The following is a 20,911-nucleotide window of genomic DNA, read 5'->3' on the forward strand; positions in this document are numbered from 1 at the left end:
ATGCTCGCAAAAAGAAGAGAAAAAACACCTGAAAAAAGCAGCCAAATACAAGTGAACAAAAAAACCTCTCAAAGGCTTTACAATGACCGCCTAAAAGGCCGATGAATAGAGCGTTCTGGAAAGGTCGGTTTTTTCTCCTCAGAGAAATTTTGCTAACACAGGAGAAAAAGTTTGCTCTCACAGGAGAGAATTTTTGCTCGCTCCCCTGTTAGAAAAAAACAGCTCCATAGAGAACAAAAAAAACAAGAGAAAAACAGACTCAATAATACCCCAATTTCAAGAAAAAAATACCAGAAAAAGAAAATGAAATTATAATATTCTTAGGAAAATTATATAGATACAAAAGAGATGCAAGAAGGAATAATCAGCAGAAAGAAAAAAGAGAAATCGTTCCCTACGATGACAGAATACAACATCCCCCCTCAAGGCCGATAATTTGTACTTTCGCAGAGTAGTCTTATATGGGCTACACATCATACTCCAAGAAATATCGCCAAAGATGCAGCACCCATACGCTACAACCGCCTCTTAAAGCTACTCTGCCCTCATGAAGCCCGCCAAACCAATCGCTTTTGTCATAAACCGAATAATAGAAGCAGCACCCGTCTACGTACTATACAACATAATAGCATACCTGCCAAAAAAACTATACCTCCCCATAATTATCGAATTGAGAGATAGCGCACCTTCCGGGGCAAACCTACGCCAACACTTCAAAGAACATGGATGCGAACTACTCTCCCTTGGCTATAGTCTTTGGCAACTGGAACTACGGACAAAAAAGGTGAGTCGGCACATAAACGAAATACTCCAAGCAAGAAATATAGATCTGATACATACACATGGCTATCACCCCGACTTGGTAGCAGCGAACTTGCATGGGGAGTATCGACGAATAAGCACTCAACACAATATCGCAGGTGATAGCTTCCCGATAGTAAAGGGGAAACTGATCGGCTCTTATATGACGCATCGTCTCCTCTCGCAGTTATCTCGAATGCAAGCCGTCGTAGGGATCACCCAATCGACAACCAATTACTACAAAAAAAGATTAGGAACCGCTGTACACACTTATACCGTATCCAATGGAATAGACCCTCAACGCTTTGGGCAAATGGAAAATGTCGACACCAAGGCCGAGTGCCGCAAGAAACTGGGATTGTCCAACTCGACAACCGTTCTGGTGGCCGTTGGTCTCTACACTTCTCTGAAAAATCAGCCAACACTGATTCGAGCTGTGGGGCTGCTCAATAGTTCTAAGCGAATATCGGATGATCACCTTATCATTTTCCTCGGCAGTGGTATCATGCAGGAACGATGTCGATCTCTGGCACAGAGTTTGGGAGTTCGTGTTCGCTTCGATGGTCTGGTAAGTAATATGCCAGAATACTTCCGTGCAGCGGATATGCACGTTACGGCATCTCTTACAGAAGGCTTTGGCTTGACTGTGGTAGAAGCAATTGCCATGCGTTGTACAGTTGTATCCTCTGCGATTCCAGCTTTTGAAGAGATAACAGAGCGATTACCATCCATCAAACCTCTACACTTTGAGCCAACCGATGTCGAAGCCTGCGCCTTAGCAATAGAAAAAGCTCTTGACTATCAATTCGACGAAATAGAAGCGCAGGACTTCACTCGCTACTACTCGGCTCCACGCATGGCAGAGGAGTATCATAAACTATACCAACAGCTCGAAAAAGGTCAGATAGAAGAGGCTGAAAAGTGATATATAGACAAGGTATTTTGTGCGAAAATATAACCTCATTCTTGTCGGATAAACTCCGCATGAGAGCTGAAAGTTGCCTATATTTGTGATTCAACAAAGCCCTCTTATGGAAGACAATACAACTCTTGATTCCCCAAAGGACAACTCCTCAGTGGATGAAGTCGGAGACAATCTGCTCTCCCCCGAAGACACACAAACAAATACTCTCTTGGATCCGGATAGCTCGGATACAGCAGCTCAGCAAGCAGAAACCTCGCTTGTGCTTCGCACTGAGAATTTGGTGAAGCGTTACCGCAATCGGACGGTGGTCAATCATGTATCTATCGAGTTGCATCAGGGAGAAATTGTAGGGGTATTGGGGCCAAATGGGGCCGGCAAGACAACTACATTTTATATGACGACCGGCCTGGTGGTTCCGAATGAAGGGCGAATATTCCTCAATGATACCGATATCACACAATATCCGGTATACAAGCGAGCCCAAGCCGGAATTGGTTACCTGGCACAGGAAGCATCTATTTTTCGCAAGCTCTCTGTCGAGGACAACATCAGAGCTGTTCTCGAAATGACAAACAAAAGCCCTCAGGAGCAACGCGAAAAGTTGGAAAGTTTGATTGCGGAATTCCACTTGGAGAAAGTGAGAAAGAACCATGGGAACAGATTATCCGGGGGAGAAAGACGACGTGCAGAGATAGCTCGTTGTCTGGCAATCGACCCCAAATTTATCATGCTTGATGAGCCTTTTGCCGGAGTAGACCCAATCGCAGTGCAGGATATACAGCATATTGTAGCCGGACTGAAAAACAAAAATATCGGGATACTCATCACTGACCACAATGTTTATGAAACACTCAGCATCACCGATAGAGCTTATTTGCTTTTCGAGGGGAAAGTCTTATTCCAAGGGACGGCTGAAGAATTGGCCGAGAACGAAATTGTGAGAGAAAAATATCTGGGTAAAGATTTTAAACTTAGACGAAAGCAATTCCTAAAGCAGTAAAAACAGCTCCCTCTCCTCTTTGTTGCATTCTCCGAAGCCTCTCCATACCGATATGCTACGAATATTATACCTCCTCTATTTCTGCCTAATAGCTTTTCCGCTCTTCACAGTATGCACAATCCTCTGCACCTTAGTCACAGTCATTGGTTGCAGTTTGGGCGGACGAAGGATATTTGCCTATTATCCAGGCATGATATGGTCCAAAGTGGCAATCATCCTCTCCGGCTGCCGAATAAAAGTACAAGGAAGGGAACATATTCGTCCGAAACAGAACTATGTAGTAGTAGCAAATCATCAGGGAGCATTCGATATCTTCATGATGTACGGACACTTGGGTATCCCTTTCCGCTGGGTGATGAAAGACGGCATCCGCAAAATTCCATTTGTCGGATTGGCCTGCCGATATGCTGGGTTCATCTTTGTGGACGACCGCAAACCCAGCTCCATACAATATACCATGCGGCAGGCAAAAAAGGTATTGAGCGAAAACACATCCATTTTCATATTTCCTGAAGGCAGCCGCACGACCAACGGGCGAATGGGGCGATTCAAAAAAGGGGCTATTCTGATGGCAGACGAATTGGATATACCACTCCTCCCTGTCTCAATCGAAGGCTCATATAAAACCCTTCCAATAGGGAAAGTTCTCCCCCGCCCTACCCTTCTGAAGCTTACAATCCATCCAGAGATGAAGGTATCCGATTTTGGTGAGAAACCACAAGCCTTTGTTGCAGCTGCAGAAGCAGCAAAAAGGAGTATTGCCTCAGCTCTTCCCTTGGAGCAGAACTAATAATGTTCCATAGGTTCTCTTCTCAGACAAAGGAAAAGAGCCTATTCTACTATACGAATCAAACGGAGGTCTTTTATCCACTCAAATCTTCCACAATATGCTCTACCAAAGTCGCTATCAGCAACACAGAATATTCGCAAACACACCTTTTCGTCTGACTGTAAAAACTCCATCAGGACAAGAAGGGGGATATATAGAAGTGGTATGTATAGCCGATAACTTTCTAAAAGTACTCCACACAGTGGTCGACCCGAAACACAGAGGAGGGGGCTTGGGCAGGGAACTGGTGGATTTAGCAGTGAGATATGCCGCAGAACATCGACTGAAACTCCTCTCAGCTTGCAACTATGCGGCCATGCTTATCCAGCGCAACGCCTCTCAACGGGCTCTCTCTGCTTCGGCTGAAGACATAGCCGACTACTTGCGCCCGATGCGCCAACCGGAAGAGAAAAAATATTTTGTAGAGCGAGTATTGGGGATCAAACCCGGAGAATACGGCTTTGGAGATCAGGTGTTACCTCTCACTTTACCACAACTGCGAAAATCGGAGCAGATACTTGGGCCTTTCTCCGAATCTCTCATCTCGGAACTACTATCCCACCCTATACATGATTTGCGACTTATTGCAGTCATTGGGCTTACCGGGATGTACAGAAAAAGCAAACTCCCGGAAGAAAGAGAACTCCTGCATCAGACCTATGTACAGCACTTCCCCGGGATAAACAATTGGGATCTGGTCGATCTCTCAGCCCCATATCTTATCGGAGACTATGCCCACAAGAAAGGGCAAGATTATACAGAGATATATTCTTTGTCTGCCAACTCGAATCTTTGGATCAAGCGTATCGGCATCGTTTCTACTCTGGGCCTAATCCGGCAAGGCATCATAGCTCCGACTCTCCACGTTGTACAAGAAAATCTAAGCCACCCTCACCACCTTATACACAAAGCCATGGGTTGGGCCCTGCGAGAAGTCGGAAAGAAAGATGTGGATCAAATGATTTCCTTTATAGAACAATGGGGTTCGTTCATGCCTCGCACCACACTCCGCTATGCAATAGAGCGATTAGACCAGCCTACCCGGAAAAGGCTTCTCTCATTACGTTAATCCCCAGACGAATCTTCTCCTCTCCGTCATGGCATAAGCCCCTGAAGAGCTTAACAGAAGCAATTATGGGACGTAAGTATCGAGCAATTTGAGCCCCCCTTGTGTCTCTAATACAAACCCTCGAATCTGAGCCGGCAAAAGGAGAGTATCCCCACGATACAAGTTTGTGGAATAGCCTTGCAGATCCCTCAATACTCCTTCTCCTTCGACACACTGCAAGATCGTAAAACTATCGCGAAAAGAAAGGTCTACGGTTTGGCATCCTTGCGTCATTGACAGCAACGCAACAGAGAAGTATTCACAGCTAACCAAAGGTGACCGAAAACGCCCTTCAAAAATCTCATATTCAAGCTGATAACCTGACGTTGGGATAGAATAATCGATTGCCTTAGCAGCATAATCCGTATGCAATTCTCTATAATTGCCATCCTTGTCTTTGCGCATAAAATCATATATGCGGTAAGTCAAATCGGAGCTTTGCTGGATCTCCGCCAATAAACACCCTTTCCCGATAGAATGGATACGTCCGGGAGGAAGGAAGAAAACATCTCCTGCTTTTACTTCATGCCGGATCAAAACCTCCTCTATTGTTCCTTCGGCAATTCGTCTCCTGTACTCTTGTTCCGTGATGGGAGATTTCAATCCACAGTAAAGAGAGGCTCCGGGAGCAGCATCAATGATATACCACATCTCTGTCTTCCCTTTTGCCGATGGGCCATGCAACTGCTGCGCCAATCGATCATCCGGGTGCACTTGGATAGATAAGTCCTGCTGTGCATCAATGTACTTTATCAACAGAGGGAAGGAACCGGGGTATTGTGCGTAGACTTTCCCTCCCATAAAAACAGGACCGTAGAGACTTATCAATCTATCAAGCCGATAGCCTTTCAGAGAACCTTCTGCCACCACTGAACAATGCGCAGGCAACTGGGCAACCTCCCAAGACTCCCCATAGAGAGCTGCCGGGTCAGTTGCATCAAGGCCTTTGAACCTGGGCAGTCTCTGCCCTCCCCAAAGAACCTCCTTGAGATAAGGCTCAAAACGAAGCGGATAAAGCGGACAGGGAAGATGCATAAAAAGTCATTTGATTAAACAACAATGCCCCTTTGCAGACTACAATGTCTACTCCGAGGGCATTGGTGTGAGTTTTCGGGCTGTACAATACTCTATTTATTTACTCCTCTGCTAAACAGAGCAGAAAAGGGCAACCCGTGAATAGCTCTGTATGGAGCTTTACTCCATATTGGTGAATACGTTCTGCACATCTTCGTCTTCCTCGATTCTTTCGATCAATTTATCCACCTGCTCCCTTTGCTCATCGGTAACAGCTTTGGTGTCTTTCGGCATACGAACAAACTCGGCCGACTTGATCTCGTAACCATTCTCTTCAAGGTATTTCTGTATTGTGCTATTATCTGCGAAGTCACCATAAAGGATGATTTCATTTTCTTCCTCATCCTCCTCCAGCTCATTTACACCGAAGTCAATAAGCTCTAATTCCAAGCTCTCCAGATCTACATTCTCAGGTCTGGTGATATGGAATATACACTTATGATCGAAGAGGAACTCCAAGCTACCGCTCGTGCCGAGACTACCTCCATGCTTATTGAAGTAGCTACGGATATTGGCTACCGTACGTGTATTGTTGTCTGTTGCAGTCTCTACGAAAATAGCGATACCGTGTGGGCCATAGCCTTCGTAATTGATCTCCTTGTAATCCGTAAAGTCTTTCTCCGTTGCTTTCTTGATAGCTCGCTCTACGTTGTCCTTGGGCATGTTCTCCTTTTTTGCCGTCTGGATCAACACGCGAAGACGCGGATTGGTATCCGGGTCCGGTCCTCCGTCTTTAGCTGCAATTGTGATTTCCTTTCCCAGCTTAGTAAACACTCTGGCCATATTGCCCCAGCGTTTCATCTTTCTCGCCTTACGGTATTCAAATGCTCTTCCCATATCTATTATTTCGAAATGCTATATCGTTGTATTTTTATTACTGTCGCAGCTCATCTCAGACTGGCCCCTAATTGCTTATCCATGGCCTGAATCAGCTTGTTCATTATGGACTCGATCTGCTTCTCACTCATCGTCCTATTGTCATCCCTGAGATAGAAACTTACAGCATAACTCTTCTTTCCCTCGGGCAGGTGCTTACCTTCATAGACATCGAATAGCTCCACTCGCCTGAGTAGCTTTCGCTCGGTATTGCGTGCAACCTCCTGTATCCGAGCAAAGCTCACCTCTTTATCTATCAACAAAGCCAAATCTCGCTTCACTTCGGGATACTTAGGCAAAGAGTGAGCCTCGAATCCGGCCCGACGACTGCCTAACTCAAAAATAGCTTGCCAAGAAAGCTCTGCATAATAAACCTCAAAAGGAATATCCATGGCTTTTGTCACGGAAGGAGAGATAATCCCCCAAGTACCCAGATAGGTATTAGAGGCGTAAATATCCATACTGACCTTGTAGAGGTCTGAACCGCCTTCTCTCAACTCCAACTGCTCTGTATCCACGGCCGAACGCTTGAGTATGTTCATCACATGTGCCTTGATTTCAGACACTGATGAAGCCTCATCGGGATGTGCCCAAGAGCCACTTACTCGCTGTCCGGCAATCCACAGAGCCAAACGGGTCTCTTGCTGATAGCTCGACAAAACATCTGCCGAAGACTCGGACTTATCACTCGGGACAAAGCTGTAAACATTGCCCCACTCGAAGTAATAGAAGCGGTTAGCCTTGCGATGCTCGTTGCGAGAGAGAGACTGCAACCCCCCGAAAAGCAAGGTGGAGCGCATAACATCCAACTCATTGCTAAGCGGATTTATCAATCTCACCAAATGAGATTCGGGACAAGAATGTAAGTTGTGATAAAAAGATGAAGAAGTGAGCGAATTGCAGAGGATCTCATTAAATCCGGCACCTACAAGCTGCTCAGAAAGAATAGTAGACAAATTGTGTTGCCGATCTTCCTGCGATTCGTCACCAATGGAGATTGTCATCCGTCCGTCCAGCTCCACATTGTTGTAGCCATAGATGCGTAGGATCTCCTCGGCTACATCGACATCTCTTGTCACATCTGTGCGATAGCGAGGGACTTCGAGCTGTAGTGTGTCTCCCTGCCTATCCGCGATACGGATCTCCAATGCTTCCAAGATGGTCTCAACCTCCGGCTGAGGGATCTTCTTTCCGATCAGACGATCCAGCCAACTAAGGCTCAATGCAACCTTGTGAGGTTCCTGCTTCACGGAATATATATCGGTTACAGCCGAGGTTATCTGTCCTCCGGCTATCTCCTGAATCAAAGCTGCGGCTCTCAGCAAAGCTCGGTGCGTATTATTGGCATCCAAACCTCGCTCGAAGCGGAAAGAGGCATCCGAATTGATGCCCAAGCGACGGGCTGTCTTGCGAACGCTCGTTGGATGGAAGTTGGCCGCCTCAATTAGCACAGAGGCTGTGCGCTCGGTAGTACCTGACTCCAAGCCACCAAGCACTCCGGCAATACACAGAGGCTCGTCTCGGCCGGAAGCTATGATAATATCGTCGGCGGTAAGCTTGCGCTCTACCCCATCGAGAGTAACAAAGCTCTCTCCCTCCTGGGCCAAACGCACAACAACACCTCCGTCTACCATATCGGCATCATAGCAATGCAAAGGCTGTCCCAACTCGTGCAAAACGAAATTGGAAATATCCACGATATTATTGATCGGCTTGAGCCCTATTGCCCGAATTGTATTTGCCAACCAAGTAGGACTCTCTCCCACCCGTACGCCATCTATTCTCAGCATCTCAAAACGTGGGCATAGCTCCGCCGGACAGGCTATCTCAACCGGAACAGTAGGTTTTTCGGGGATGATCAACTCCGGCAACTCCGGGTATTGAGCACGCACAACCTTACCCGTATGAGCAGTAAGATAAGCAGCCAAATCCCTTGCTACTCCGTAGTGCGAAGTGGCATCTACCCTGTTGGGAGTAATATCCACCTCAATCACATAATCTGTCTCCACCCTATAGAACTCTGCAGCAGGCATACCGGGGTATACCTCCTCTGCCGGTAGAGAAATTATTCCGGAACAGGACTTCCCAACACCTATTTCGCTCTCCGAACAGATCATCCCAAAGCTATCCACTCCACGCAGGCGAGACTTCTTGATCAGAAATGGATTGGCCTGATCTTGCCCCAATATCGTACCGATAGTGGCCACAACAACGTACAAACCGGCAGCTACATTAGGAGCTCCGCAAACGATCTGCAAGGGGGTATCCAGACCTACATCCACCGAGGTCACATGCAAGTGAGTACTATCGGGATGAGGCTCACAAGTCAAGACATGCCCCACGACCAAGCCCTTGAGGCCTCCGGGGATCGATTCGACCTGATTGACACCGGACACTTCAAGACCGATGGAAGTAAGAATCTCGGAAAGTTCGTTAGGACTTAAATCTATATCGATATACCGCCGAAGACGGTTGTATGAAATATTCATGTGTAGTGCGATACTTCTATTTATTGCGGTACAAATTTAGCTATTTATTCCGTTCTCTTTCATCGAGTCAAACCCGGTCCGATGAGTCTGCAAAAGAGACTTGACAAAGAGGCCAAAGGGGCTGATAAATACCAACTTAATTGTACCGGTTCATTGCCCGATCTATACCCTCAAGGCAAAAGCTACGGACAATCTCCACAACCTTATCCAAAGCCGGGTTCATCTCGGTAAGCTCTCCCTCGGAAAATTGCCCGAGGACATAATCGATTTGCCCTCCTCGAGGGTAGTCATTGCCAATCCCAAAGCGCAATCTGGGATAAGCCTGCGTACCCAATAACTGAGCTATATTTTTCAGGCCATTGTGCCCGGCATCACTTCCGGAGGCCTTCAATCTCAATTTTCCGAAAGGCAAGGCCAAATCATCAAGCAATATCAATATCCGCTCTATGGGGATCTTCTCTTGCTGCGCCCAATATCGGACGGCATTGCCACTCAGATTCATATAGGTATTCGGCTTCAGCAATATCAATTCGGCATTTTTTATCCTCATGCGAGCTATCGCCCCATAACGCTCCTCCTTAAATAATGCGCCAACCGTCTCAGCAATAGCGTTCACCATGCGAAAGCCAATATTATGTCTGGTACCACAGTATTCGGCCCCGATATTTCCAAGTCCTACTATCAAATACTTCATCTTATCGACAAATGGATCTTGTCTTTTCTATCAAAATCAAAAAAAAGAACGAGGCTGCCCTCGAAAAGCAATACACTTTTCATAGACAGCCTCCAAAAACATTTCCTTGGGCAAATCTTCATCCTCATCTTCTCGAAGAGAGAGGACAAGGAGATCTGTCAGGTCAGAAAAAATTACTCTTCCGTAGCTTCTTCTTCCTCATCAGTAGCCTCCATCATGGCGGCACGAGCTGCACCTTGCGCTGCACGAGTGAGTTTCACTGCACATACAACTGCGTTCTTCGCATTCATCAACTCCAAGCCTTCAAAAGCAAGCTCTCCAACTTGGATTGTCTTGCCGAGACCCAATTTGGTAACATCGATAACCAAATTTTCAGGAATAGACGAATAAACAGCTTTTACACGCAGACGACGCATATCGAGCTGGAGCTTACCACCGGCTTTCACACCGACAGAGTGTCCCTTGAGTACCACCGGCACTTCCATAACCACAGGCTTGTTCTCAGACACACGAAGCAAATCCATGTGCAAAATACGGTCGTTTACCGGGTGGAACTGAATATCCTTCATGATACACTTGCAAGACTGGCCATTTACATCCAGATTGATCAAAAAGATCTCCGGGCTATAAACCAACTTGCGTACAGCCTCCTGCGTAATTACCAAATGCTGCACTTCTCCCTCCCCGTAAAGTACGGCAGGAATTTCATTGCTCACACGAAGAGCCTTGGAGGCTTTCTTACCAAGATCCGTACGAGGATTGGCTTTCAGGTTAAATTCTTTCATTCTTGTCTGTTTTTTGTGTTACTCAAAATTAGCTTTACCTAATCTCCCATCACACGGAGGGATATCAGACTTTTATCTCAAAAGTGGCGCAAAGATAGGTTTTCCCTTCTTTCCAGATAAAACCCGACTCCTAAGAAGTCTATTATGCCTCTGCGCTATCTTCTATATTTTCTTTAGCAACCAAGTCTTTGTATTCGTCTTGGCTCAATGTCTTTTCATCCAGTGTCACCTCGGATTGGATACGGCGTGCCAAAAGCATATCCGTAGCTCGGAGATATACGTGCTCACTCTGCTCTCTGTTTTGCAACATTTCGGCAGCATACTTGTCTATCAAATCCTGCGGAGCTCTCGACAAGCCATATTGGGCAAAGCGTGCCTGCGTGATCTTGCGAGCAAGGGCCATAAGCTCATCTTTGCTCGGCTTGACATCATACTTCTCAGCCAACTTATCTCTCAGAAGACTTTCTGTGAGGGCTGGGAGCATCTTGTCTACTTCGGCACTTGCGTCCTCGCTTGTCTTTTTCTCATCGCGCTTCTGATTGGCATACCAGCGTTTGAGTAAGTCCAGAGGATAAACAGCAGATTGATTCTTATCTGCCAGATATTTATACATGTCTACCTGGAACTTATAATCCCCTTCCTCTCTCAACTGACGCTCCATATCGGTGCGAATCCAATTGCGCATAGAGGCTTCGTCTGTCACATCTTCCTGTTCAGCGAATACGGTCTTGAAGAACTCTTCGTTGAATTCGGGATCTTTCTTCCGTGAGATAGATGCAATCTCAAAAGCAAACTCGACATCTTTACACCGCTCTACTTCTTTGCGGTCGATGCCCAAGAGAGAAGAAAGCTCGAAGGCGTTTCCTTCATAAGCCTTGTACAAATCGAGTGTGAGCACCGTGTTGCGCTTCACTGAGGCAAACTTGGCTTTCTCAGTCTCATCTTTCATAAACTGAGGGAACAAGACGGCATTTTCTTTCTCTATACCACCGTCTTTGGGCTGTCCATTTTCCAACTGTGTGAGGCGTCCCTTAACGATGTCTCCCTCCTCGTAAGAATCAGCATCGACAGAAACCTTATTCTGCTCGCGTATATGCTGAACTTGCTCGTCTATATCGGCATCGGAAACAGAGATATTATAGAAGACGATCTTATCTTCCTTGCCCAAGTTTATATCCAACTTCGGAGCAATGGCAACATCGAAATCAAACTTGAAATCCTGCAGGCCTTCCATATCCTGATCCGAATATTCTTGTTTGATCATCGGCTCTCCGAGAACATGTATCTTCTCTTCGCGAATATAGTTGTACATGGCCTCTCCGACTTTTCTGTTGATCTCCTCGATCTTAACAGCAAGACCGAATCTCTTCTTTACCAAGCTCAGAGGTACATGGCCTTTCCTAAATCCCGGCATATCTACCTTAGACCTGTGAGAGCGAAGTGACTTCTCTACCTCGGCCTCATAATCCTGCTGGGCCAACTCTACTGTCAGTACGGCTTGTACATCATCCGTGTACTTAATATTTACATTCATATATTCTCCTACTTGTTGTATTCCAAATACAAAATATCCAAGCATTATCGACCAGGAGCTCAGCCTCCGGCCGACAATAGCTCGGCAAAGGTACACAATATCAACCGACTAATAAAGCGACAGTCTCACGAACCGGCAAAAGCCCAGTTTGTGAGACTGTCGCTCTAAATTCAAGTATGTGTATCTCCTATATAGATAAAGTATCAGCAACCACAACTACAGCCACCGCCACAACCTCCGCCACAGGAGCCACCTTCTTCTCCGCAGCCACAACTTGACTCATGTTCGTCACCGCAACCACAGCTGCAACCACCATGATTATTGAAGAACTGTGCATTGTCTTCGGCTGTAGCCTCTCGTACCTCCAAGACCTCTCCTACGAAGTGCAGGTAATTATTGGCCAACGGATGATTGAAATCCATTACCACTACATCATCCTTTACTTCGACCACTTTGCCCACGAGCATATTCCCTTCGCTGTCATTCATAGGCAAGGTGTTACCCGGGAATACGTTTTCAGCATCAAATTCTTCCTTATCATTCTGAAAGATTTTCTTGGGCAAATCAATGATGTATTCCTTATTGGTCATTCCGTAGGCTTCCTCCGGGCTCAACTCGAAATCGAACTTGTCTCCCACTTTCAGGTTCTGCATTTTCTTCTCGAAAGCCTCCAGCATCAGCCCCATGCCATGGATATAAGCCATGGGCTTCTCGGCTGTTGCCTGCTCCACAAGCTGACGCTCTTCCTGCTCACCTGCAAAGAGTTCATACTTGCAGGCTACAAACAAATTGTTGGATATTGTCTTCATCCTAAATCTTCTTTTCGTTTTGATTCAATTACCTGGCTATCAATAACTCTTCGTGCTTTTCTTAGACTGCATCCTCTCACTTTGCAGTGACATACAGTTCCTTGCACGATCTAGATAGCTCGGCGCAAAGATAATACTATATATGGAGTGAAACATGAGGAGCTAGCTTAGCCCTATTGCAGCATCAAAACAGCCGAACCAAGCATAATGGCGATACCAAAACTTACCAATGTGCCTATCAGAACATATTCTGTCGTTCGTATTTCACGGGCCTTGTTCAACTCCCCAAATCTGAAAATAGACTTTGCAGCCAAAAGGAAACCTACCCCTTCTATACTCTCAGTCAGGATAAAAGTCAGGATGAGCAAACGTTCCAAATATCCAATCCACTTCCCTGCATTCGGAAGAGATTTATCCTTCAACTCCTGTGGCGTCCATTTCGCAATAAACAGTCCCAAAAGAATGGAGGATGGCTGCAGAACAAGCAGATATGCGATGGCAATGAGCCATACTTTGGGCGTATTCCACTCCATGGGAAGTTGAGAGAGGGTAAATCCTTCGGCAAAGAACACAAGCCATAAGACAAGGATCACGGCAACGTGTACCACCTGATCCAAGAGGAAAGCTGTTATAGTCTGTCTCATTTTCGTGGCTTTGAACCAATCCATTCCGAAATGGGTAAAGAAGATGATAAGAGGGAGCAGGTAATTCGTCCACTGTGCCACGAATAGGTAGGCTAATACAGCATGAATAAAGCTGTGCAGCAGAAGGTAGTCAAAACCTTTACGTCCTCCCGCACTTTTCCCCTTGGATAGTTTGTCCGACTGCAATGCAAAATCGGCAAGGACATGGGCGAAAAGCAGTCGTAATAGTACTATCATGTTCATTTATTGATCTCTTTAAGGATTAGTTTCTGATAACGCTCCAAGTATTTCTTGATCAAGTTTTCCTTGGCAGTACCCAAAAGTTTACTTATTGTTTGAGGGGATTTGTCAATCCGAGAAGCGATTTCTTTCTGAGTAATATCATGCAATAATACGAGGTAGATTACCTCTGCTTGGGCTTGCGTCCATCCCGAAATAATGTCATCGGCAAAAGCTGTACTGACCGATAGCTCTTCATTGATATGCTCCCACCTCGTACGCAAAGTAAGTCTCTTTTTCTTGATGTCATCCATTTCCCTTCCGGAGAAATGAAAGGCTTCTCCATCCGAGACTAAGATATTGTCTGATAGGAAACTAACCTCTCCTATACCTATAGACACACGGGCATCCCAGCGTCTCTTACTCTCCTGAGGTGTGCGACTTACCAAGCCTGCTCGAAAAAGGATGGCCACCAGCAATGTTTTTTCTGGTTGTTCCACCAAAAGCTGAAAACTGTCTCCCCGAAAAAACTCTATCTGCAAATCCGAGACCTCTTTCAAGTCCTCAGCTATTTCCTGCATAGTGAGTAATAGCTTCTCTCTCCATTCCAGCTGAATGGATGAGGAAGAAACAATATCTCCAGTAATAACTCCTTTTATTTTCATGTAGCAACCTCTGAGGATTATACATTATTCTGCCACAAAAGTAGCACATAAGATTGACAAATCAGCCTAATCAGGTTGATTTCATCAAATCAGCATAAAAGAGTTGTTATCCAAGAATCACCTAAATAAGGGAGGCTTTCCATAAATAAAAGAAGTGTCATCAGGGATGGGAAGTAATACCATCAATATCCATAGCGATGCCGCAAGTACAGCGTTACATAAAGCTGCTAATAGTCATATTTACTTTGGCTTACTCTTGCCCACACGGGCCCAACATGGCAGGGAGCTTCGATCTGCAATTGTTTGGGTGAAAGCTCCTATTTTACGCTCTCGAAACCAACATGTTTTGTAAATATTCGATCGCAGAAAAAAAGAGGAAAAAGAGAGGGAAAAAGAGGCTATGCATACAGATAAATGGGTAGCCTTTTATGCGTTCTGAAAGACCTTCCAGAACACCGATGAATAGAGCGTTTTGGAGAGGTCAAATTTCTCTCCTGAGAAAAAATTTGCTCTCACAGGAGAAAAATTTTGCTCTCACAGGAGAGAATTTTCGCTCTCTCCCGTGTCAGCAAAAAACAGCTCCTATGGACATCAAAAAAAGAGCAGGAAAACCCACTCCGAAGGACCGCAATCCGAGTATAAAAGCAGCTCAGAAAGAGGACAAAAATTCACAAGGCTAAACAGAAAAACACGTTGTTATATCTTGAATATCTAATACATAAAAAGAGGGTGTGCCATAAATTGGATTATGGACACACCCTCCTCTCGGGTATTGAAATTATAAGACGATTTCCCTTAAGCTGTCACACGCTCCAGACGCTTCATTACAGAGAAAATGAATGCAGCAGAGAGCAAGCAGCAAGCGATCAGAACGCCCCAGAAAGCTACCAACGACATTTTTTCCCAGAAAGATCCCATCACACCTACAAGCAAGTTACCCACAGCTGTGGCGGCCAACCAACCACCTTGCATCAAACCTGCATACTGAGGAGGAGCCACCTTGGACACAAACGACAGACCCATCGGGCTAAGGAAAAGTTCAGCCAGAGTAAGTACGAAATATGTACCGATCAGTACATTGGGGCTTACCAATATGCTGCTGGTACCCTCAATGTCACTGGGTGCAGGCAAACCGATAGAGCCAACCAGCAATACGAGGAAGCCGACAGCGGCCAACAGCATACCAATACCGATCTTGCGAGGAGCAGAAGGCTCTCTATCACGACGAGACAGGTAGGTGAAAAAGCCTACCGTCACAGGTGTGAGCAGGATGATAAAGAATGGATTGAACTGCTGGAAGATTTGCGGAGTAATACTCTTGGTAGCCTCAGTGATAGAAGCAATGTCTAAGAAGTAACCACCGACAAGTCCGGCAATACCCAGCACAATGAGGATAAGACCGGTCTTGGCGTTGCGCTTTCCTCCCAACAAACCAAAACTTGAAAGATAAACTCCGTACATGAAGCAAATAAAAGGAATGAGCATCACCAGAGAGAAGGCCATGAATTGGTTAGGTGACACCTTGCTTTCGGTATAGTCACGAGCAAAGAAGGTCATGGTAAGGCCATTCTGGTGGAAAGCCATCCAGAAGAAGATAACAACGAGGAACACCAGACCAAGAGCCAAAAGACGCTCTTTTACCTCTTTCGGAGACATCTCTACGGCTGAGTGTTCGCCCTTGGCAGCTGCAGCCTTGGCTTGCTTGGCTGTGACATCGGCAGACTTCCATGTAGAGCGGAAAACGAAGAAGATAAGAATAGAGATGATTAAGCTACCGCAAGCAACAAAGAAAGCCCAACTGTACGAAGTAGAGAGCAACTCTGTCACATATTTATTACCGAAATCACGCTCAAAGCCCTTTGAGTCAGTGGAAGCTAAAAGAACAGGATCTGTCACTTCTGCTGCTGCCACACGAGCCAATATTTGTTCTTTCTTGGCAGCATCGGCAGCATCCCGGCTGTTTATAATTTCGTAGTCACTGGAAGTCACCATCAAAGCCGGATCGGAGATCTTGCCAGCCTTGGTATACTGATGCAGACCTGCCAACTTGAGGTTGAAGAGGACCTTTGCCTCATCTTCGGCAAACATCACCCCGGCTTTTTTCTTAGCCTTGGCAATTGCCTCGTCCTGCTTGTCAGCAGCCCAACCACTGTAGTGAGGGTGTTTGCGAGCATACTCAGCCACGAATTGATCGGCATCGACCACTTTGTCATTCAATGCCACATAGTTTCTGGGTATGGAGGCATCGTAATAAAAATTCTCCTTTGCCAATACGCTATTGGTAATGGTATTTCCCATACTCGGAGCAAAGAAAGCACCAATGTTGATAAACATGTAGAAAATAGAGAAAGCCATATCTCGGTTCTTGCTGTACAAAGGATTGTCGTACAGCTTACCTACCAAAGCCTGCAAATTCCCTTTGAAAAGTCCCGTACCGGCCGAAATCAATATCAACGACAAGGACATGAACAGGATACCAACAGAGTCGGTACCGAATGGAATACCCAAAAGCAGATACCCGGCAAACATGATAGTGATACCGATAAGGATGGTCTTGCCGTAGCCCAACCACTTATCAGCCACAATACCTCCGAAAACCGGTAGGAAATACACCAAAGCGAGGAATGTGCCATAGATCAAGCTAGTCGTTGCGGATGAGAATCCGAACTTAGCCTGCATGTACAGCGCTAAAATGGCCAGCATGGTGTAATAGCCGAAGCGTTCGCCCATATTGGCAAGGGCCAAAACGATAAGCCCTTTGGGGTGATTCTTTGCCATAAATTTTTGTTTGATTACTGGTTTAGAATTATAATATGGATTGTATGAATATTCAATAGTTTCACTCTATCCGGTCTCTGTATATATCAGCTTTTTGTATGGCAAAGCCATTGTCTCGATCTGCACAACCGAGAGACTCCTCAATCTGCACACAAGAGACAGCACAACGGTGACAAAAAAAGCCAAAAACCAAAAACCAATGGTCGAGAAACATGTACTACACTATCTATGTGATTATCTACAAATGTACAAACTTTGGTCTACATTACTATCATCGAGATTCCATTCTGCCCACGAAGACATACATACCGCATTCCGATGCAGAAAAAGCATTCTCTTCGTGCCATATCTCCGCCTCTCCGCTAACTAACCTCCTCTCTATGGCAAAGGGATCGTTATACGATTTTGCAACAATGCATTAAGTACAGTATTCTGCAAAGTCAACAAAATGACGAGTTTCAAATGCCATTCAAGAACATTCATTCGAAAGTCTCCAAAAAGCTCAATCCAAAAGAGCGAGACCGTGATCGATACTCCGACACGGTCTCGCTCTTCATTAGCGACTGAAAGGAAAGACTACTCCAAACCTCTCAATAGCATATTCGGTCACTCTACAATAACCTTGTAAGCCCGCATGTTATTCTGATTGTTTGTAATCTGAAGGATGTATGCGCCCGGTTCGACTTCGATTCGGTAGCTGTCCTCCTTACCACCCTTATAGATAGTGTTCCCCATAAGGTCGTACAGACTAACGGCTTGAGCCTTACAATTCACAAGGATTGTATGATTGGATATGCCAAAGATATTTTCTTCAACAGGCACCCAAACAGCCGTTCCCTGCTGAGTAATGAGCTGGAAGACCGTGAAACCTTTCAGGACATAGGGAATAGTAAGATCCTCGATATTCTTTCCGTTGGCACGAACATGCTTCACGTGGAAACCCTCGTTAGCAACAGCTTTGATCGTCAGAGGAGTATCGACTTTCACCTTATCTCCAGACTTCACTTCTCCTCCGTCACTTTTCAGGAGAGACAAAGCTCCATTTTCAGCAGGTAGGATCTGGATGTAGGCCTCATTGCACCCCGTGCCATCACCTTCATAATTTACTTTCCAACCCTTGAGAGAAGCAATGAGAGAGGCTGCCTTCTCGGCTTGATTGTGCGAATCACTCTCGGCCTCCTTAACAAAGAGGGTAAAGTTCTGCTGATAGTCGGGGATAGCTTTGTGCTGTGGGAGAGTAAAATAGAAGTCATTCAATTCACAAGCTGTCATCCCATTGCTTTCACAATGGATAGCTCCGAGATTGATATTTTTGGAAAGATCAAGATGCTTAATCTTATTCCTATCAAAATGGAGAGACACAAGACTTGTATTATTGGTCAAATCGAGCTTCTCGAGCTGGTTACCGGATAGATAGAGAGCGGTCAATTTGCCGTTTTTGGAGACATCTATATTGGAGAGATTATTGAAAGAAGCATTGAACATCTCAAGCTCCGTCAGCTTATCCAAGCCTTTTATATCGGATAGTTGGTTTGTATGCACCTCCAGTTTTCTTAGTTTTGTACTAGCAGTCAGGTCCATCTCCGAAATATGATTCTTCTTGATACCCAAATCTTCGAGATTAACCAAATTCTTCACATCCAAACTGCGCAACTCATTGCCGCTACAGCGGAGAGTTTTTAGCTCTACAAGATTGGATACATCCAATGTCTCAATCCCACAGAACTCACAATTCAATTCCTGAAGATTGGGGCATCCTCTGAGGTCTAATTTCTTGATCCCCGGATTCATAAATAACTCGAGTATTTCGAGCTTCGACTGGCTTTGTATTTCAATTCCCTGAAGGTCGTTATCAAAATCGCCTACCTGGGGATAGCTATCCAACATCGCATGCTTGATCTCTCCCTCGATCTTGATCGTTTCGCCCAGAGCCTTGTGATCCAGACGGGTCAAACTCGTTGAGGAAATGTTGTAAGGCATCCTTACTCCGTCTCCCCAGTCGATAGTCAAGCCATCGGAACCTTCCGGAACAGTAAAGGCAATGGATAGATCATGCCCCTTCTTGGCTTTGAGTGTAAGTATGGATGGGAGCAAAAATACTGGTTCAATAGTAGAATTGGCCTCACTAATCACAAACCGATTGTGTCTAAACAATTTATCATTGACCTTGATACCTGCAAATTCATAACCCTCATTGGCCTTGATTTCGGCTTTGATCAAACGACCAATATAGGCCTTGTCCGTTATCGGCCTATACTCTTGCCCATACTTGTTGGTGGATTGAGTCAGAGACATCGTGCCATTTTTCGACTCGATAATTTTTATAGGTACCTGATCGCAAGTAGCCGACTGATCGCCCCTTACGTCTAAAATCCAAGGGGTATCTTCGCTCTGCATCTCGATCTTTGAGGGATCCGATTGTTCTGCCCCAGGACAACCCTTGATAAGCAGGTTGGCACTCCATGCCCTGCCGTTATGCACAGGGAGAGTCATAAACATGAAGTTGATAGAGCATGCAGTCATATTCTTGTTGTCTCTGACATCAACGAACTGCAGGCTACCGCCATTGGCATCGAAATCAAGAAAGGCAAGCTCGTTGCCCGAAGCATTAAGTCTCTTGAGATATGTTGCGTTGGACAAATCCAAGAAATCGATCTTGTTGCTCTCGCAACTCAAATCGGAGAGTTTACCAAGGCTGGAAATATCAAGTGCACTGATCCCATCATTAAACCCGCAAGACAAACCGGTAAGCTCCGTATTGTGAGAGACATTAAGAGACTTCAGCTTGTTCACCGCACAATTAAGTCTGACAAGTTTCACATTGGCAGAAACATCGAGAGTAGCCATGGCATTGGAGTCACAATTGAGCTGCGCTAATTCTGTACACTTCGAGAGGTTCAAAGTTGTGAGCTCATTCTTTGAAACATTCAAAGAACTCAACATGGGATAGTTGTCCCCCAACTCTAGTTCCATCAAGGCATTATGATTTAGATCGAGGCTTCTCAGATTAGGCAGGCGTACCGGATAGAATACACTTACATCGCAATAAGAGAGATCGATCGTCTCTATTTTCTCAAGCCCTTCTACCAAGATATTCCCTACGGACTCGTTGTGAGAAATATTGAGAACTTTCAGGGCTGTGAAAGGTCTGAAATCGAAAGAAGACATCTTGTTATAGCTCAAATCCAATGTCTCTAAACTGGGAGCACCCACCAAATCCAATTGATCCTTGGTGATCAGATTCTTCTTGAGAGACAAATATTTGAGCTTATCCTGCTGAAGAAGTTTGATAGAAGTAATTTTCAACTCATCGGCCTCCAGTTTGGTCAAAGGAGCATAAATCTTAATTTCCTCGCCTTTTACGGTACCCTCAAACTTCGAGAAGTATCCGGAAGCATTCGGATCAATGTTTTTGGTTTCTAATTGACCATCTCCAAAATCGATACTAATTGGAATGTCATAGCTCTCTGTTTTGGGGTAAAGAGTGATAGCAGAGCCAAACTCCAACTGCGTGCGAATTGTAACAACAGGCTTGTCCGTCTGAGCCTGAACACCCAAGATAGATGCCAAAAGGAAGCAAACAAGCCACTGTAGCTTAGTGAGTTTCACCATACTTGTCTTTGTTTTTATTATTGACTTGGAGCGACTATACGCCCTCGGTGAGCAAATATACAAAAGACA

Annotated in this window: 15 protein-coding genes; 4 read left to right on the plus strand and 11 right to left on the minus strand. The window is 45.4% G+C overall.

Translation table 11 applies throughout. The annotated features are described in order from the left end of the window. The first annotated feature begins 547 nt into the window (after window positions 1-547). From B5D48_RS03830 to B5D48_RS03845, 4 genes are all read left to right on the plus strand, one after another. Window positions 548-1,726, plus strand: a complete 1,179-nt coding sequence (locus B5D48_RS03830; protein ID WP_023935895.1) for a glycosyltransferase family 4 protein — start codon at window positions 548-550, stop codon at window positions 1,724-1,726. Window positions 1,727-1,832: 106 nt separating this feature from the next. Then, window positions 1,833-2,726, plus strand: coding sequence for an LPS export ABC transporter ATP-binding protein (lptB, locus tag B5D48_RS03835; protein ID WP_023935897.1), 894 nt, complete (start codon window positions 1,833-1,835; stop codon window positions 2,724-2,726). Window positions 2,727-2,778: 52 nt separating this feature from the next. Further along, complete coding sequence (locus B5D48_RS03840) at window positions 2,779-3,516, plus strand: lysophospholipid acyltransferase family protein (RefSeq protein ID WP_036888481.1); 738 nt, start codon at window positions 2,779-2,781, stop codon at window positions 3,514-3,516. Between the two features lie 97 nt (window positions 3,517-3,613). Beyond that, window positions 3,614-4,624, plus strand: a complete 1,011-nt coding sequence (locus tag B5D48_RS03845; RefSeq protein WP_023935901.1) for a GNAT family N-acetyltransferase — start codon at window positions 3,614-3,616, stop codon at window positions 4,622-4,624. 63 nt (window positions 4,625-4,687) lie between these two features. On the opposite strand, the gene B5D48_RS03850 is transcribed toward B5D48_RS03845, so the two are convergent. The 11 genes from B5D48_RS03850 to B5D48_RS03905 form a co-directional block, all read right to left on the minus strand. Continuing rightward, window positions 4,688-5,698: a type I phosphomannose isomerase catalytic subunit gene (locus B5D48_RS03850; RefSeq protein WP_023935903.1), complete on the minus strand. Its 1,011-nt coding sequence runs from the start codon at window positions 5,696-5,698 to the stop codon at window positions 4,688-4,690. 159 nt (window positions 5,699-5,857) lie between these two features. Further along, entirely contained in the window at window positions 5,858-6,574 is a 717-nt protein-coding gene (locus B5D48_RS03855; RefSeq protein ID WP_023935907.1) for a YebC/PmpR family DNA-binding transcriptional regulator, read from the minus strand. A gap of 50 nt (window positions 6,575-6,624) precedes the next feature. Next, window positions 6,625-9,102: a phenylalanine--tRNA ligase subunit beta gene (gene pheT, locus B5D48_RS03860; RefSeq protein ID WP_023935909.1), complete on the minus strand. Its 2,478-nt coding sequence runs from the start codon at window positions 9,100-9,102 to the stop codon at window positions 6,625-6,627. 136 nt (window positions 9,103-9,238) lie between these two features. Continuing rightward, complete coding sequence (gene pth / locus B5D48_RS03865; protein WP_023935911.1) at window positions 9,239-9,796, minus strand: aminoacyl-tRNA hydrolase; 558 nt, start codon at window positions 9,794-9,796, stop codon at window positions 9,239-9,241. Between the two features lie 173 nt (window positions 9,797-9,969). Then, the gene (locus tag B5D48_RS03870) at window positions 9,970-10,581 is read right to left on the minus strand and encodes a 50S ribosomal protein L25/general stress protein Ctc (protein ID WP_023935915.1); all 612 of its coding nucleotides are present in this window, start codon (window positions 10,579-10,581) and stop codon (window positions 9,970-9,972) included. A gap of 142 nt (window positions 10,582-10,723) precedes the next feature. Beyond that, window positions 10,724-12,115 (minus strand): trigger factor, encoded by a 1,392-nt coding sequence (tig, locus tag B5D48_RS03875; RefSeq protein WP_023935917.1) that lies wholly within the window; start codon window positions 12,113-12,115, stop codon window positions 10,724-10,726. A gap of 203 nt (window positions 12,116-12,318) precedes the next feature. Further along, on the minus strand, window positions 12,319-12,924 hold the full coding sequence (locus B5D48_RS03880) for an FKBP-type peptidyl-prolyl cis-trans isomerase (protein ID WP_023935920.1): 606 nt from the start codon (window positions 12,922-12,924) through the stop codon (window positions 12,319-12,321). Between the two features lie 173 nt (window positions 12,925-13,097). Next, window positions 13,098-13,805, minus strand: a complete 708-nt coding sequence (locus B5D48_RS03885) for a DUF3307 domain-containing protein (RefSeq protein ID WP_234703629.1) — start codon at window positions 13,803-13,805, stop codon at window positions 13,098-13,100. Window positions 13,806-13,807: 2 nt separating this feature from the next. Then, window positions 13,808-14,452, minus strand: coding sequence for a MarR family transcriptional regulator (locus B5D48_RS03890; RefSeq protein WP_023935924.1), 645 nt, complete (start codon window positions 14,450-14,452; stop codon window positions 13,808-13,810). A gap of 795 nt (window positions 14,453-15,247) precedes the next feature. Continuing rightward, window positions 15,248-17,230 (minus strand): peptide MFS transporter, encoded by a 1,983-nt coding sequence (locus B5D48_RS03900; RefSeq protein ID WP_023935928.1) that lies wholly within the window; start codon window positions 17,228-17,230, stop codon window positions 15,248-15,250. Between the two features lie 606 nt (window positions 17,231-17,836). Further along, on the minus strand, window positions 17,837-20,842 hold the full coding sequence (locus B5D48_RS03905) for a leucine-rich repeat domain-containing protein (RefSeq protein WP_023935934.1): 3,006 nt from the start codon (window positions 20,840-20,842) through the stop codon (window positions 17,837-17,839). Window positions 20,843-20,911 lie beyond the last annotated feature (69 nt).

This window comes from Porphyromonas crevioricanis (assembly GCF_900167225.1).
GTDB lineage: Bacteria > Bacteroidota > Bacteroidia > Bacteroidales > Porphyromonadaceae > Porphyromonas > Porphyromonas crevioricanis.

Coding starts and splice junctions, on each gene's coding strand:
- B5D48_RS03830 (WP_023935895.1), top strand. CDS start 548: ATGAAGCCCGCCAAACCAATCGCTTTTGTCATAAACCGAATAATAGAA.
- lptB (WP_023935897.1), top strand. CDS start 1,833: ATGGAAGACAATACAACTCTTGATTCCCCAAAGGACAACTCCTCAGTG.
- B5D48_RS03840 (WP_036888481.1), top strand. CDS start 2,779: ATGCTACGAATATTATACCTCCTCTATTTCTGCCTAATAGCTTTTCCG.
- B5D48_RS03845 (WP_023935901.1), top strand. CDS start 3,614: ATGCTCTACCAAAGTCGCTATCAGCAACACAGAATATTCGCAAACACA.
- B5D48_RS03850 (WP_023935903.1), bottom strand. CDS start 5,698: ATGCATCTTCCCTGTCCGCTTTATCCGCTTCGTTTTGAGCCTTATCTC.
- B5D48_RS03855 (WP_023935907.1), bottom strand. CDS start 6,574: ATGGGAAGAGCATTTGAATACCGTAAGGCGAGAAAGATGAAACGCTGG.
- pheT (WP_023935909.1), bottom strand. CDS start 9,102: ATGAATATTTCATACAACCGTCTTCGGCGGTATATCGATATAGATTTA.
- pth (WP_023935911.1), bottom strand. CDS start 9,796: ATGAAGTATTTGATAGTAGGACTTGGAAATATCGGGGCCGAATACTGT.
- B5D48_RS03870 (WP_023935915.1), bottom strand. CDS start 10,581: ATGAAAGAATTTAACCTGAAAGCCAATCCTCGTACGGATCTTGGTAAG.
- tig (WP_023935917.1), bottom strand. CDS start 12,115: ATGAATGTAAATATTAAGTACACGGATGATGTACAAGCCGTACTGACA.
- B5D48_RS03880 (WP_023935920.1), bottom strand. CDS start 12,924: ATGAAGACAATATCCAACAATTTGTTTGTAGCCTGCAAGTATGAACTC.
- B5D48_RS03885 (WP_234703629.1), bottom strand. CDS start 13,805: ATGATAGTACTATTACGACTGCTTTTCGCCCATGTCCTTGCCGATTTT.
- B5D48_RS03890 (WP_023935924.1), bottom strand. CDS start 14,452: ATGAAAATAAAAGGAGTTATTACTGGAGATATTGTTTCTTCCTCATCC.
- B5D48_RS03900 (WP_023935928.1), bottom strand. CDS start 17,230: ATGGCAAAGAATCACCCCAAAGGGCTTATCGTTTTGGCCCTTGCCAAT.
- B5D48_RS03905 (WP_023935934.1), bottom strand. CDS start 20,842: ATGGTGAAACTCACTAAGCTACAGTGGCTTGTTTGCTTCCTTTTGGCA.